The organism is Nocardia harenae NBRC 108248 (assembly GCF_001612885.1).
Lineage (GTDB): Bacteria > Actinomycetota > Actinomycetes > Mycobacteriales > Mycobacteriaceae > Nocardia > Nocardia harenae.
In genome coordinates this window covers 17,052-31,040 of the sequence record NZ_BDBH01000003.1, presented here as the reverse complement: position 1 = coordinate 31,040, position 13,989 = coordinate 17,052, and the positions used below count along the sequence as shown (strand labels likewise).

The following is a 13,989-nucleotide window of genomic DNA, read 5'->3' as shown; positions in this document are numbered from 1 at the left end:
GCGGTGAGCGGGTCCGGCCACCATGCCGGCGGGCACCAGTGGCGGCGCATCCGTGACGTGATCGCGTCGCGGACCGTGGCCGACGGTGCGCGACCGGTCTCCATCGATATCGGGGCGCCGCAGGTCGCCGCCGAGACGCAGGGCGTGGTGTGCGGATTCCGCATCGACGGGATCGGTGAGCGCTGGGCCTCCGGCACCGATTCGCTGGCCGCGCTCTACCGCGCGCTGCTCGGCGTCGCCGACGACCTGGCCGCCGCCAACCGCCGCGGTGCCCGCTTCGAGCTGCTGGACCCGGCCGACCTCGCCTTCCCGGCCCCGGCCGCGAGTTCGACGCAGCGCCCGGCCGACCCCGAGCACACCCCGCAGTCGCTGGTCGCCGCGCGCACCCTGCACGGCGCGGACGGCCCGTACTCCATCATCATCGGCCGGCCGTACCCGTCCGAGGACGGGCGGTACGCGCTCTGCCGCTTCCACATCAGCGAGCACCGCCCCGCCGTCGCCTCCGGGGTGGACGGGATCCAGGCGCTGCTCACCGCGTTCCGGATGATCGCCGGGCTGCGCGACCTGCCCGCGGACTGGCCGGTCAGCCGCCTCGCCTGAGGGCTCTAGTATTCCCGGGTGACCCGCTTCCGCCAGCCCGCCCTCGACCTCGACCTCCCCGACACCTCGGTGCTGCCGCCGCGGCAGCGGCAGATCCTCGCCGCCATCCGGGATTGGGCCGTCGCACACGGGTACTCGCCGTCCACCAGGCAGATCGGCGACGCGGTCGGGCTGCGCTCCACCTCCACCGTCTCCCGGCACCTGCGCGATCTGGAGGAGCGCGGCTTCCTGCGCCGCGGCCCCGCCGCCACCCGGCCCATCGACGTCCGGCTCTTCCTCGCCGCCGACGGCGAGCGCGCGGGCTCCCCCGACTCGGTCCAGGTGCCGCTGCTCGGCGATATCGCCGCAGGCACCCCCATCACCGCCGAGGAGCACTTGGACGAGGTGCTCGACCTGCCGCGCGAGCTGGTCGGCCGCGGCGAGCTGTTCGCGCTCCGGGTGCGCGGCGACTCCATGGTCGACGCCGCCATCTGCGACGGGGACACCGTGGTGGTGCGGCGCCAGCCGGACGCGCACTCCGGCGAGATCGTGGCCGCGCTGCTGGACGGCGAGGCCACCGTGAAGGTGCTGCGCCGCCGCGGCGGCCACGTCTACCTGGAGCCGCGCAACCCCGCCTACCCGGTGCTGGACGGCGACGAGGCGGCGGTGCTCGGCAAGGTCGTCTCGGTGCTGCGCCGGGTCTGAGCCAGGAGCCGCCCGCCGGTCGGCGCCCGCCTCGATTCGCGGCACCACCCGGTCTCCGGCGCGCCGGGAATCCGGCCGCGCGCACGGCGTTTCCCGCCTGAGTTCGCCGAAACGATTGCCCCGCATCGCAGCTCACGCGAGAATGAGCGGGCCGAGTGCCCCCGTGGCACTCCGGCACGCAGGGGACGCACCGGCCGCGCGCCGAGTTCGATCCCGCGCCTGCGGGCCGGTCGAAACCACCGGCCGCACCGCGGGCGCGTGCGCCGCGCTCGGCGTGGCCGGATCTCCCACTCGGGTGCCGCGCGGCCGTATCGAACTCGGCCGCCGTTGCCGAGAGACAGTGGGGAAATCATGAGAATCGATCGAATCGCAGCCACCGCCGTGCTCGCCGCCGCCGCCACCGCGGCCGCCGCCGGGGTGGCGCACGCCGCGCCCGCCCCGGCCGCCGCCGTCTCGGTGCAGGGCAGTGAGCAGGGCATCGCCTTCACCACCGCGCCCGCCGCCGACGGCAGACTGGTCACCACCGTGGCGTCCGGGGCTTTCGCCGTCACCGGCGGGGCGGTCACGCTCAGCGACGCGGCGGGCACCGTCGTGGCCGCGCTCCCGCTCACCGTGCAGACCGCGGGTGGCGCGCTCGACCTGCGGCCGGTGGTCGCCGACGCCGGGCGGACGCTCACCCTCACGCCGGTCTCCCAGACCGGCGAGGTGCAGCCCGTGCAGGACGAGACGACCGCGCGCAAGCAGTACAACGCCGGGGTCGGCGCGATCATCGGGGCCGGGATCGGCGCGGTGATCGGCTTCTTCCTCGGCGGGGTCGGGGCGCTGGTCACGGTGCCGATCGGGGCCGGGATCGGGGCGCTCATCGGGTTCTCCACCCCGTGAGCGAAGTCCCGTCGCACCACGCGCGGCGCGCCTGCCCGATCCGGTCAGGCGCGCCGCGCGCGTTGCGGAGCGGATTCGCGTGGTGACGGTGCCGATGCCGGAGCCGGCGGTGGCGCCGGAGGAGACCGTGGTCACCGTGCGGATCCCGGCGGCGGTGGAGCGGCTGGCGACGCTGCGCGCGCTCGCGGTCGCGACGGCGGTGGCGGCCGGGTTCGGGGCGCGCGAGTCCGGGGAGGTGCGGGACGCGCTCTACCGGATCGCCGAGGCATTGCTGACCCGCACGGTTCCCGGCAGCGCCGTGGACGGCACGCTCACCGCCCGGACCGGAACCGTGCTGGTCCGGCTGCGGGCGGTGACCAGGGCGGGGCCGATCCCGCGGTACACCGTCGGCGCTGCCACCCCGTCGCTGGCGCACAGCGCCGCCGCCTTCCGCGCCCCCTTCGACGGCGCCGCGGGCGGCCACCCGACCGTGGTCGATCTCGGCTGGACCCGCCCGGAGTGAGACCGGGCGCGCCACGCCGCCGATCCGCGTGCGCGGCGGCCCGCCGAATGTGGCACAGTTGCGCGGCGGAACCGGTGCCCATGCCGGCGACGCGGGACGAGCGAGGAGGCAAGGCGCATGCTGTCCGGGCAGCGGGAGGCGGCGGGCGGCGCCGCGCGCGCGGAGGTCGAACGCGTCGCGGCGGGACTCGTGCACTCCGCCACCGATTTCCAGGATCGCACCGGGCCCACCGTGCTGCTGGTCGAGGACGACCGGGCGGACGCGCTGCTGGTCGAGGAGCTGGTCGCGGACGGCGCCCCCGGCCTCCGGATGACCTGGGTGCGCAGCATGGCCGAGGCGGGCGAGCACCTGGAGCGGCACCGCCCGGACTGCGTGCTGCTCGACCTGCACCTGCCCGACGCCAGCGGCATGGAGGCGGTGGCCCGGATCCTCGGCTTCACCGACCAGGTCGCCATCGTGGTGCTCACCGGCCTGGACGAGGAGCAGACCGGGCTCGCCGCGGTCGCCGCGGGCGCGCAGGATTACCTGGTCAAGGGCCGGGTGGAGCCGGAGCTGTTCGGTCGCGCGGTGCGCTACGCCATCCAGCGCAAGCAGACCGAGGCCGCCGCCGTCGCGCTGCGCGCCAGCCAGATGCAGGCGCAGGAGAACTCCCGGCTGGAGCGCGGGCTGCTGCCCACCCCGCTGCTGCGCGGCGAGCGGGTCGCCGACATCTACACCCGGTACCGCCCCGGCCGCGCCTACGCCCTGCTCGGCGGCGACTTCTACGACGTGGTGCAGGACGCCGACGGCACCGTGCACGCGCTGATCGGCGATGTCGCCGGGCACGGCCCGGACGAGGCCGCGATCGGCGTCGCGCTCCGGCTGGCCTGGCGCACCCTCGTGCTCAGCGGGATCAGTGGGTCCAGGCAGCTGGAGCTGCTGGAGGAGGTGCTGCTCGCCGAGCGCGCGGGCAACCACACCTTCGCCACCCTGACCACGCTGGTGCTCGATCCGCGCAAGCGGGTGGCACGGGTGATCCGCGCCGGGCACCCCGGCATGCTGGCCCGCACCGACTCCGGCACCGCCTGGGTGGAGGTGGCGGGCGGCCCCGCGCTCGGGCTGCTGCCCGGCCGGGCGGTCTGGCCGAGCCACCAGTACCCGATGAGCGACGACACCGGGCTGGTGCTCTTCACCGACGGCCTCTACGAGGGCCACATCGGGCCGGGCAACCAGCGGCTCGGCGAGGACGGGCTCTACGAGCTGGTGGCCTCGGTGCCGCGGATCGACCCGAACGTCTTCATCGACGCGCTGATCGCCAAGGTCGAGTCGATGGCCGACGAGCACGGCGGGCTCGCCGACGACGTGGCGGTCATGTACCTGCGCTGGGCGCGCCCGGAGTCCGGCGCATGAGCGGCGCCGCGAACGGCATCTCCGGCCGGTTGACCGTCCAGACCTGGTTCCAGCTGGTGCTCGGTGCCATGGTGCTGATCGTGCTGCTCGGCGGCGCCGCGGGCGCCCAGGTGATCGCCGACACCAACAACAGCACCGATCGGCTGCTGGACCGGATCCAGCCCGCCGCCGCCGAGGCCTACCTGCTGCAGGGCGCGCTGATCAACCAGGAGACCGGGGTGCGCGGCTTCGCCATCGCCGCCGACCCCCAATTCCTGCAGCCCTACACCATCGGCAGGCAGGAGGAGGAGCGCGCCGCCGCCCGGATCCGCGAGCTGGTCGGCGACGACGCCGCGCTCATGGCCGACCTGGACCTGCTCGAGCGGCTGGCCGACCAGTGGCGCGCGGCCTACGCGGACCCGGTCACCGAGGCCACCACCCCGGCGGCGGCCAGGGAGATCGCGGACGCGGGCGTGGAGCGCAGCAAGGCCCTCTTCGACCAGCTGCGCGCCCAGTTCAGCACGCAGAACGACGGTTTCGCCGTGGCGCTGGCCAGGGACCGCGAGGATCTCGCCCACACCAGGAACATCCGCAACGCGGTGCTCGGCGGGGTGGTCGGGATCTTCGTGCTGGCCGCGGTGCTGCTCACGGTGATCGTGCGCAGGCTGGTGGCGCGGCCGCTCGCCGAGCTGGAGCGGGCGTCGCTGCGGGTGGCCGGTGGCGAGTTCGATCACCACATCGAGGCACGGGGCCCATCGGATCTGCGCACGGTGGCCGAGGCGGTGGAGGACATGCGGCGCCGGATCGTGGCGGAGCTGCAGTCCTCGCGGGCGCAGGAGGCCAAGCTGGGCGAGCAGGCGGCAGATCTGGACGCGCAGACCGTGGAGCTGCGGCGGTCCAATCAGGAGCTGGAGCAGTTCGCCTACGTGGCCTCGCACGATCTGCAGGAGCCGCTGCGGAAGGTGGCCTCGTTCTGTCAGCTGCTGGAGAAGCGGTACGGCGACCAGCTCGACGAGCGGGGTAAGCAGTACATCGACTTCGCCGTGGACGGGGCGAAGCGGATGCAGGTGCTGATCAACGATCTGCTCACCTTCTCCCGGGTGGGCAGGCTCACCGACGCCGCCGAGCCCATCTCGCTGGACGACACCCTGGACAAGGCGCTGACCAACCTGGCCTCCATCGTCGAGGAGACCGGCACCGAGGTGCGGCGGCCGGAGCGGCTGCCGGAGATCGTCGGCGACCGCACGCTGCTGACCATGCTGTGGCAGAACCTGATCGGCAACGCGGTGAAGTTCGCGGCGCCGGGTCGGGCGCCGGTGATCGAGGTGGAGGTCGCCGAGGAGGGCGCCGAGCACCGGTTCGTGGTCACCGACAACGGCATCGGCATCTCGCCGGAATTCGCGGAGAAGGTCTTCGTGATCTTCCAGCGACTGCACAACCGGGAGGAGTACTCCGGGACCGGGATCGGGCTGGCGATCTGCAAGAAGATCGTGGAGTTCCACGGCGGCCGGATCTGGATCGACACCGAGTACACCGGCGGCGCCCGCTTCTGCTTCACTCTTCCACGCACGGCCGACCTCGAATCGTCCACCAGGACCGGGGCCGACGAGACCACCGACACCGAGGAGCCCTCGTGACGAGTTCCGGCCAGCCCATCGACATCCTGCTGGTGGAGGACGATCCCGGCGACGAGCTGATGACCAGGGAAGCCTTCGAGGACAACAAGATCGGCAACAACCTCTACGTCGCCAGGGACGGCGAGGAGGCGCTGGAGTTCCTCTACCGGCAGGGGCCGTGGGGCGAGGCCCCGCGGCCGGATCTCATCCTGCTCGATCTGAACCTGCCGAAGTACGACGGGCGGCAGGTGCTGGAGCGGATCAAGTCCGATCCCGATCTGGCGTCGATTCCGGTGGTGGTGCTCACCACCTCCGCGGCGGAGGAGGACATTCTGCGCAGTTACAAGCTGCACGCCAATGCGTACGTGACCAAGCCGGTCGATCTCGATCAGTTCGTGGCGGCGATCAAGCAGATCGATGACTTCTTCGTGCAGGTGGTTCGGTTGCCGCGGCAGCGGTAGGGGTTTTTCCGGGGCTCCGCCCCGGATGCCCCGGTAGCCGCGTGCGGCGGGGCATGGTGGCCGGCGGCACCGACTGCGACGGGCCCGGTGAGTCCTTGTGTGGCGGCGGGAACACGCGCCCGCGACTGGCCGAGCGGCGGCTCACGCCCCAAGACGAGCGGAGCGGCGGTAGCTCGCGAGCGGCGATGAACCGCACCCGCCAGCCGGCGGAAGGCGGGCAGTCCGCGCCCGTCACCTCCACGCCTCCCCGGCGGCCGCGGCGGCCCGGGCCCGATGGCCCGGGAGCCGCACCCCGCGGAGTGCCGCATCCGCGGGGGGACTGCTCGCGCCGGGACCACGGAGCTCCCGGCGCGCGGCCCGTCACTCGGACGGGCGAACCTCCTCCGACGCGAGCGCGTCGTCCCTGGTCGCGAAGACCTGGAGCACCCGGTCCAGCCCGGTGATCTCGATCGGCCTGCGCACCGGCTCGGACGCCACCACCCGTAGCGAGCGCTCCGGCGCCGCCTCGGCGGCCACGAGCAGCACGCTGAGCCCGGCGGAGCCGAAGAACCCGACGCCGGACAGATCCACCACCAGTACGGGCGGCTCCGCCCGCAACGCCTCCTCCACCGCCGACTGCAGGTCGGGCGCCGACGCCATGTCGATCTCACCCGCCGCCGTCAGCACGACGGTCGACCCGACCGTCTCGGTACGGACGTCCAACGCCCTGTCCTCAGCGCTCACCGGGCGACCGCTCCGCCAGTGTCCGGGATCATCATCAACAACCTCCGCCAATGTCGAGGCCGCCCACGTGCCCGTGGCTGGACACCGGGTGGCCTTCAGCGGCCAAACTACCTCATCGGGACGCGCCGATCCGACACACCGGCATGGACGGGCCGTTTCGGTGGTCGCGGGCCGCTCGGCGGCGCACGGCCGGGATCGGCCCGGCCCGCGGGGTGAGCCCGGCCGCCACGGTACGCACCGCCGCGGCGCGCACCGCGTGCGCCGCCCGGCCGACCAGGGCGGGCCGCCCCGCGCGGCGATCGGGGCGTAGCGTTGTAAGGCAACCCTTATCGCCGATATCGGAGGTAGCCCCGTGGCTCGACCCCGCACCACCCTCACCGTGTTGCGCACCGAACAGCTCACCCCGCACCTGATCCGGGTGCACTTCGGCGGCCCCGGCTTCGCGGCGTTCCGCCCCAGCGAGCACAGCGACTCCTATATCAAGCTGATCTTCCCGGAGGAGGACGGCCACGAGGTGCTGCGCACGTACACGGTGCGCAGCGTCGACGTCGAGGCGGGCACGCTGGCCGCCGACTTCGTCTACCACGGTGCCGAGGGCATCGCCGGGCCGTGGGCGGCCTCGGTCACGCCGGGCACCACCATCGACGTCTACGGCCCCGGCGGCGCCTACACGCCGCGCGCGGACGCGGACTGGCACCTGCTCGCCGGGGACGAGGCGGCGCTACCCGCCATCGCGGCCGGGCTGGAGGCCATGCCCGCCGAGGCCGTCGGGGTGGCCTTCGTCGAGGTGGCGGGGCCGGAGGAGGAGCTCGAGCTGGTCAAGCCGGACGGGATCGAGCTCACCTGGCTGCACCGGGGGGCGCGGCCGCCGGGTGAGCTGCTCGCGGAGACCGTGCGGGAGGCCAAGTGGCGGGACGGGCAGGTACAGGTCTTCGTGCACGGGGAGGCGCAGGCCGTCATGCACGAGATCCGGCGGTACGTGCGCCGGGAGCGGAAGGTGCCCGCCGAGTGGGCGGCCTCGATCTCCGGGTACTGGCGCCGGGGGCGGACCGAGGAGGGATTCCGGGAGTGGAAGTCGGATCTCAAGAAATCCGGGGACGCCGACGACTGACCGCCCGGCGACGCGTCGCCCGGCCGGAGCCACGGCGCACGGCGCTCCGCCGGGGCAGGCGGCGCGGGCGGCGGTAGCGTCGAGCCCATGAGTCTCGATGTCGCGATCATCGGCTACGGCCTGGCCGGATCGGTCTTCCACGCCCCGCTGATCGCGGCCGACCCGCACCTCCGCGTCGCCACCGTGGTCACCGGTTCGGCCGAGCGGGCGGAGCAGGCGCGCCGCGAACACCCCGGCGTCCGCGTCCTCCCCGACCCCGGCGCGCTCTTCGCCGACCCGGCGGGCACCGCCCTGGTGGTCGTCGCCTCCCCCAACCGCACGCACGCCCCGCTGGCGGAGCGGGCGCTGGAGGCGGGCATCCCGGTGGTGGTCGACAAGCCGTTCACGGTGACCGTCGCCGAGGCCGAGCGGCTCATCACCCGCGCGGAGGCGAGCGGGCTGCTGCTCACCGTGTTCCAGAACCGCCGCTGGGACGGCGACTTCCGCACCGCCCGCCGCCTGGTCGACGAGGGCGTGCTCGGCCGGGTGCACCGGTTCGAGAGCCGCTTCGAGCGCTGGCGCCCGGCCCCGAAGGGCGGCTGGCGCGAGGTCGGCGGCCCGGCCGACGCGGCGGGCATCCTCTACGACCTGGGCCCGCACCTGGTCGACCAGGCCCTGGTCCTGAACGGCCCGGTCACCACCGTCTACTGCGAGCTCGACCGGCTGCGCCCCGGCGTCAGCACCGACGACGACGCCTTCGTCGCCCTGCACCACGCCTCCGGCGCCCGCTCGCACCTCTGGGCGAGCGCGCTGGCCCCGCGCCTCGGCCCCCGCTTCCGGATCCTCGGCGACCGCGCGGGATACGAGGTCGACGGCCTCGACCCACAGGAGGCCGCGCTGCGCGACGGCCGCCGCCCGGACGACGGAAAGCCATGGGGAACAGTCGACTCCGCGCACTGGGGTACCGTTGGCGCGGAGCCGGACGCCGAGCCGGTTCCCACGCTCCCCGGCGACTACCCCGCCTTCTACGCCGGCGTCGCCGCCGCGCTGCTCGACGGCGGGCCCGCCCCCGTCGACCCCCGCGACGCCGTCACCGGCCTCCGCATCCTGGAAGCCGCCCGCCGCTCCGCCGAAACCGGCGCCGCCGTGCGGCCGTGATCTCCCGGCCGCGCCCCGCCGCCGGCGGCGCGCAGGGCGTACCACCGCTGCGGGTGCGGCCCCGATCCCGCTGCGGGGCACCGCGATCGGGCCCGGCCCGGTAGGGTGCGGCGGTGGACTCCGCCGAGTTGATCGACCGAGGCAGGTCGCTCGCCGACAACCTGACCTCGACCCAGCTGCCGCCGCCGTGGTGGCTGGTGCTCGCCACCGGTGCGGTGGCCTTCGCCCTGGTGGCCTACTCGCCGGTCTGGCGGGTGGCCCGCGCCGCGGTGACCATCGCGCACGAGGGCGGGCACGCCGGGGTCGCGCTGCTCTCCGGGCGCAGGCTGAGCGCCATCACCCTGCACTCGGACACCTCGGGGCTGACGGTCTCCAGCGGCAAGCCGTACGGCATCGGCATGATCCTCACCGCGTTCGCCGGGTACCCGGCGCCGCCGCTGGTCGGGCTGGGTTTCGCGGCGCTCCTCGGCGCCGACCGGATCACCCTGGTGCTGTGGACCACGATCGTGCTGCTGGCCGCCATGCTGATCAAGATCCGCAATCTGTACGGCGCGCTGACGGTGTTCGTGGTCGGCGGTGCCGTCTTCGCGGTCTCCTGGTTCGGCAGCGACCTGCTGCAGGCCGGGTTCGCCTACCTGACCACCTGGTTCCTGCTGATCGCCGGGATCAGGCCGGTGGTGGAGCTGCAGCGCACCCGCAGCCGGGACGGCTCCCGGGATTCCGACGCCGACCAGCTGGCCCGGCTGACCCGGCTGCCCGCCGTCTTCTGGGTGCTGATCTTCGCCGCGGTCGCCATGTTCGCGCTGCTCATCGGGGGTCGCATGCTGCTCGCCGATGCCACCGGGGTGTGCGTGCCGTACCTCTCCGACGCCCGCTGCCCCGGGCCCGAGGTCACCGCTCCGTAGCCGTGCCGGGGTTTGCGCTCCTCCGCTCGCGGCACGCCTACAGCGAAGGCACGACCCGGCTCACGGAAGGAGCGACCCCACCATGACCGCGAACCTCGACGGCGTGCGGGCCCTGATCATCACCTCGCAGACCGGGGTGGAGCACGACGAACTCCACGACCCCAGGCAGTGGCTGCTCGGCAAGAACGCCATCGTCGTGCACGCCGCCCCGGAACCCGGCGACGTGCAGACCTTCCGGCACGACACCGAGAAGGACGAGGTCGCCACCGCCGACACCGCACTGGCCGACGTCTCCGCCGCCGACTTCGACATCCTGGTCGTCCCCGGCGGCACGGTGAACGCCGACAAGCTGCGCACCGAGCCGAAGGCGGTCGAGCTGGCCACCGCGTTCGCGCGGGCGGGCAAGCCCATCGCGGCCATCTGCCACGGCCCGTGGCTGCTGGTCGAGGCCGGGCTGGTGCGCGGCAAGACGCTCACCTCCTACCCCTCGCTGCGCACCGATATCGGCAACGCGGGCGGCGCCTGGGTGGACGAGGCGGTGGTGCGCTCCACCGATGACGGCTGGACGCTCATCACCTCCCGCAACCCCGGCGATCTGCCCGATTTCGAGACCGCCATCGGCTCCCAGCTAGCGGCCGCCCGCTGAGCCGGGAAACCCGCCGCGCGCTCACTCCGGCCGCGGGTTCCCGACCAGCGATTCCAGCTGCGTCACCAGCTGTTCCGGCGGGCCTGCCGCGGCGATCGTCCAGCCGGGCTCGGCCGGGCGCAGCGGCTCCAACGCCGCCAGCTGGCTGTCGAGCAGGCTCGCAGGCATGAAATGGCCGCGCCGCGCGGCGAGCCTGCGCGCCAGCTCCGCGCGCGGGACGTCGAGGTGCGCGAAGCGGACCCCCGGCACCAGCTCGCGCAGCCGATCCCGGTAGCGCAGCGCCAGCGCCGAACAGCTCAGCACCCCGCCGGTGGCGGCGAGCCGGGCGCCGGCGGCGGCCAGCCACGGCCACCGCTCGGCGTCGGTGAGCGGAATCCCGGCGCGCATCCGGGCCAGGTTGGCGGGCGGGTGCAGCTCGTCGCCCTCGACGAACGGCACCCCGAGCCGGGCCGCGAGCAGCCCGCCGACCGTGGACTTGCCGCTGCCGGAGACGCCCATGAGCACCAGCGGCGGTCGCCTCTCGCTCTGCATACCGCCTGTCTACCCGGCCGAACGGCGACCACCCCCCGTCGGCCACCTGCGGCAGGATGGTCGGCATGGAACTGCGTATCTTCACCGAACCGCAGCAGGGCGCGGACTACGACACCCTGCTGACCGTCGCGCGCACCGCCGAGGATCTGGGGTACGACGCGTTCTTCCGCTCCGATCACTACCTGGCCATGGGCGGCGGCGACGGGCTGCCCGGCCCCACCGACGCCTGGATCACGCTGGCCGGGCTGGCCCGCGACACCTCCCGCATCCGGCTCGGCACCCTGGTCACCGCCGCCACCTTCCGGCTGCCCGGCCCACTCGCCATCCAGGTCGCGCAGGTGGACCGGATGTCCGGCGGGCGCGTCGAATTCGGCCTCGGCTCCGGCTGGTACGCCGACGAGCACACCGCCTACGGCATCCCCTTCCCGGACCGGCGGCTGGCCCGGCTGGAGGAGCAGTTGGCCATCGTCACCGGGCTGTGGTCCACCAAGCCGGGCGACACCTTCGACTTCAGCGGCGAGTTCTACACCCTGGCCGGCTCCCCCGCGCTGCCCAAGCCGGTGCAGGACCCGATCCCGGTGCTGGTCGGTGGCGCGGGCCCGACGCGGACGCCGCGGCTGGCCGCCCGCTACGCCGCCGAATTCAATATGCCGTTCGCCTCGATCGAGGACTCCGCCGCGCAGTTCGACCGGGTGCGCACCGCGGTCGCCGAGCGCGGCCGCCGGGACGACCTGGTCTACTCCAATGCCCTCGTCGCCTGCGTCGGCGGCGATGACGCGGAGGTCGCTCGCCGGGCCGCCGCCATCGGCCGCGAGGTCGGCGAGCTGAAGCGGAACGGCCTCGCGGGCTCACCCGCCGAGGTGGTGGACAAGCTCGGCCGCTACGCCGAGATCGGCACCAGCCGGGTCTACCTGCAGATTCTCGACCTCGAGGACCTCGACCACCTGGCGTTGGTCGCCGAGCAGGTGCTGCCACATCTGTGATCCACGCCTCGAATGCCGGGTATTCGCCGGGATAAGCCGATTCGATCCACTACTCGCGGGTAAGCCATCGTTGTCAGCAATGATCCCGAGTTTCGGAGGACATCGTGGCCGAGAACACCAGTGGACCCCGCGAGGGCATCAAGGGCGTTGTCGAGGACGTGAAGGGCAAGGTCAAGGAGGCCGCCGGGATCGTCACCGGCAGCGATCGCCTCGAGGGCGAGGGCCGGGCCCAGCAGGACAAGGCCGAGTCCCAGCGCGAAGTCGCGCAGAAGGAGGCCGAGGCCGAAAAGGCTCGTGCCGAGGCGGGCCTGGACGAGGCGCGGCAGCGCGGATATCAGAACGGCTGAGTCGTCGCGGCGGCCCGAGAGGGCTGCGGGTGGGCTGTCCGAACGGGCAGCCCACCTTCCGTCGGTTCGGGCAGGGAACCGGCGCAGCACAGTTCACCACCAGTTCGAACGCGAGGATGTCCCGATGACGCGCGAGACCGCCGCGGCAGGCCCGGCCGGGGGTTCGACCGACAGCTACGAGAACATCGAACCCTGGTTCGAGAAGCTGGCCGCGCTCGCGCCGGGCGACCCGAATCGGGAGGCCCTGCGCGCCGAGATCATCGCGCGCTGCCTCCCGCTGGCCGCGCACATCGCGCGCAAGTTCTCCGGGCGCGGCGAGTCCTTCGACGACCTGCTGCAGATCGCCCGGCTCGGGCTGGTGCTCTCGGTGGACCGCTTCGACGTGCGGCGCGGCTCGTCCTTCCTGTCCTTCGCGGTGCCGACCGTGATGGGCGAGGTCCGGCGGCACTTCCGGGATCACACCTGGTCGCTGCGGGTACCGCGGCGGCTGAAGGAGGTGCAGCTGCGGATCGGCCCCACCGTGGAGGCGCTCTCGCACTCCCTCGGCCGGATGCCGACCGCCCGCGAGATCGCGGCCGAGCTGGAGATCGACCTCGCCGAGGTGACCCAGGCCATGGTGGCCGGCAATGCCTACCAGACCAACTCGCTCGATGCCGCGAGCAATGACGACGGCGAGCGCACCCCGCTCGCGCTGCGCGACACCCTCGGCAGCGTGGAGCCCTCCTACCAGCTGCTCGAGGACGCCATCGCGGTGCGCCCGCTGCTCGCGGCGCTGCCCGAGCGCGAGCGCGAGGTGCTGGTCATGCGGTTCTTCGAGAACAAGACGCAGACCCAGATCGCGGCGCAGCTCGGCGTCTCGCAGATGCAGGTCTCGCGGATCCTCAGCAAGACGCTCGCCGCGCTGCGCGCGCAGGCGCTCGGCGACGAGACGGCCGGCCGTGTCGCCTGACCCGGCCGGCGAGGAGCCGGAGGTCCCCGAGTCCGAGCGCACCGCGGCGCTGGCCGAGCGGGTCGCGGCCGCGACCGCCCGCACCGGGCGCACCGTCGCGGTGGCCGAGTCACTGACCGCGGGCCGGATCGCCGCCGCGCTCGGCGCCGCGCCGGACTCCGGCACCTGGCTCCGTGGCGGCGTCGTCGCCTACGCCGCGGAGGTCAAGCACACCGTGCTCGGCGTCCCGGACGTGCCGGTGGTGACCGCCACCGCCGCCGGGACCATGGCCACCGGCGTGCGCGGGCTGCTCGGCGCCGATGTCGCGGTCGCGGTGACCGGGGTCGGCGGGCCGGACCCACAGGACGGCGAGCCCGCCGGGTCGGTGTGGTTCGGGGTGACCGCCGGGGACACCGCCGCGACCTGCCACCACGTCTTCGACGGCGATCCGGTCGAGGTGCTCGAGCAGACGGTGACCCGCGCGCTGGAGCTACTGCGCGACGCGGTGGCGACCGGCGATGCGGAGCCCGCCGACCGGGTGTCCGAATAATCCGGATACTGGACG

General features: G+C 73.8%; 17 protein-coding genes. 15 read left to right on the top strand and 2 right to left on the bottom strand.

Going from position 1 to position 13,989, the window contains the following annotated elements:
* The first annotated feature begins 57 nt into the window (after nt 1-57).
* From NH2_RS05975 to NH2_RS05945, 7 genes are all read left to right on the top strand, one after another.
* The gene (locus NH2_RS05975; RefSeq protein ID WP_157103627.1) at nt 58-600 is read left to right on the top strand and encodes a DUF6968 family protein; all 543 of its coding nucleotides are present in this window, start codon (nt 58-60) and stop codon (nt 598-600) included.
* An 18-nt stretch (nt 601-618) separates the two neighbouring features.
* Complete coding sequence (gene lexA / locus NH2_RS05970) at nt 619-1,284, top strand: transcriptional repressor LexA (RefSeq protein ID WP_067649520.1); 666 nt, start codon at nt 619-621, stop codon at nt 1,282-1,284.
* Nucleotides 1,285-1,635: 351 nt separating this feature from the next.
* Nucleotides 1,636-2,166: a DUF8020 domain-containing protein gene (locus NH2_RS05965; RefSeq protein ID WP_067649517.1), complete on the top strand. Its 531-nt coding sequence runs from the start codon at nt 1,636-1,638 to the stop codon at nt 2,164-2,166.
* Between the two features lie 82 nt (nt 2,167-2,248).
* Complete coding sequence (locus tag NH2_RS05960) at nt 2,249-2,668, top strand: hypothetical protein (protein WP_157103626.1); 420 nt, start codon at nt 2,249-2,251, stop codon at nt 2,666-2,668.
* Nucleotides 2,669-2,785: 117 nt separating this feature from the next.
* Complete coding sequence (locus tag NH2_RS05955; protein WP_067649514.1) at nt 2,786-4,057, top strand: PP2C family protein-serine/threonine phosphatase; 1,272 nt, start codon at nt 2,786-2,788, stop codon at nt 4,055-4,057.
* A complete protein-coding gene (locus tag NH2_RS05950) occupies nt 4,054-5,673 on the top strand; it encodes a sensor histidine kinase (RefSeq protein ID WP_067649511.1) in 1,620 nt (539 codons plus the stop codon). The genes NH2_RS05955 and NH2_RS05950 overlap by 4 nt, the downstream gene beginning before the upstream one ends.
* On the top strand, nt 5,670-6,113 hold the full coding sequence (locus tag NH2_RS05945) for a response regulator (RefSeq protein WP_067649507.1): 444 nt from the start codon (nt 5,670-5,672) through the stop codon (nt 6,111-6,113). Before NH2_RS05950 ends, NH2_RS05945 begins: the two co-directional genes overlap by 4 nt.
* Nucleotides 6,114-6,473: 360 nt before the next feature.
* Here NH2_RS05945 and NH2_RS05940 read toward each other — a convergent pair whose 3' ends face one another.
* Entirely contained in the window at nt 6,474-6,836 is a 363-nt protein-coding gene (locus NH2_RS05940) for an STAS domain-containing protein (protein WP_067649504.1), read from the bottom strand.
* A 352-nt stretch (nt 6,837-7,188) separates the two neighbouring features.
* Here NH2_RS05940 and NH2_RS05935 point away from each other — a divergent pair, with 352 nt between their 5' ends.
* The 4 genes from NH2_RS05935 to NH2_RS05920 all read left to right on the top strand — a co-directional run bounded on the left by NH2_RS05935 (nt 7,189) and on the right by NH2_RS05920 (nt 10,635).
* Nucleotides 7,189-7,947 carry a siderophore-interacting protein gene (locus NH2_RS05935; protein ID WP_067649501.1) on the top strand — a complete coding sequence of 253 codons (759 nt, stop codon included), beginning with the start codon at nt 7,189-7,191 and terminating at the stop codon, nt 7,945-7,947.
* A gap of 87 nt (nt 7,948-8,034) precedes the next feature.
* The gene (locus NH2_RS05930; protein ID WP_067649498.1) at nt 8,035-9,084 is read left to right on the top strand and encodes a Gfo/Idh/MocA family protein; all 1,050 of its coding nucleotides are present in this window, start codon (nt 8,035-8,037) and stop codon (nt 9,082-9,084) included.
* 113 nt (nt 9,085-9,197) lie between these two features.
* Nucleotides 9,198-9,989: a M50 family metallopeptidase gene (locus NH2_RS05925; protein ID WP_084505264.1), complete on the top strand. Its 792-nt coding sequence runs from the start codon at nt 9,198-9,200 to the stop codon at nt 9,987-9,989.
* 82 nt (nt 9,990-10,071) lie between these two features.
* A complete protein-coding gene (locus tag NH2_RS05920) occupies nt 10,072-10,635 on the top strand; it encodes a type 1 glutamine amidotransferase domain-containing protein (protein WP_067649495.1) in 564 nt (187 codons plus the stop codon).
* Between the two features lie 21 nt (nt 10,636-10,656).
* Here NH2_RS05920 and NH2_RS05915 read toward each other — a convergent pair whose 3' ends face one another.
* Entirely contained in the window at nt 10,657-11,166 is a 510-nt protein-coding gene (locus NH2_RS05915; protein WP_067649492.1) for a gluconokinase, read from the bottom strand.
* A gap of 65 nt (nt 11,167-11,231) precedes the next feature.
* Here NH2_RS05915 and NH2_RS05910 point away from each other — a divergent pair, with 65 nt between their 5' ends.
* From NH2_RS05910 to NH2_RS05895, 4 genes are all read left to right on the top strand, one after another.
* Nucleotides 11,232-12,149 (top strand): LLM class F420-dependent oxidoreductase, encoded by a 918-nt coding sequence (locus NH2_RS05910; protein WP_067649576.1) that lies wholly within the window; start codon nt 11,232-11,234, stop codon nt 12,147-12,149.
* Between the two features lie 104 nt (nt 12,150-12,253).
* The gene (mbp1, locus tag NH2_RS05905) at nt 12,254-12,496 is read left to right on the top strand and encodes a microaggregate-binding protein 1 (protein WP_067649489.1); all 243 of its coding nucleotides are present in this window, start codon (nt 12,254-12,256) and stop codon (nt 12,494-12,496) included.
* Nucleotides 12,497-12,620: 124 nt separating this feature from the next.
* A complete protein-coding gene (locus tag NH2_RS05900; protein WP_067649486.1) occupies nt 12,621-13,445 on the top strand; it encodes a SigB/SigF/SigG family RNA polymerase sigma factor in 825 nt (274 codons plus the stop codon).
* Complete coding sequence (locus tag NH2_RS05895; protein ID WP_084505263.1) at nt 13,435-13,974, top strand: CinA family protein; 540 nt, start codon at nt 13,435-13,437, stop codon at nt 13,972-13,974. The genes NH2_RS05900 and NH2_RS05895 overlap by 11 nt, the downstream gene beginning before the upstream one ends.
* Nucleotides 13,975-13,989 lie beyond the last annotated feature (15 nt).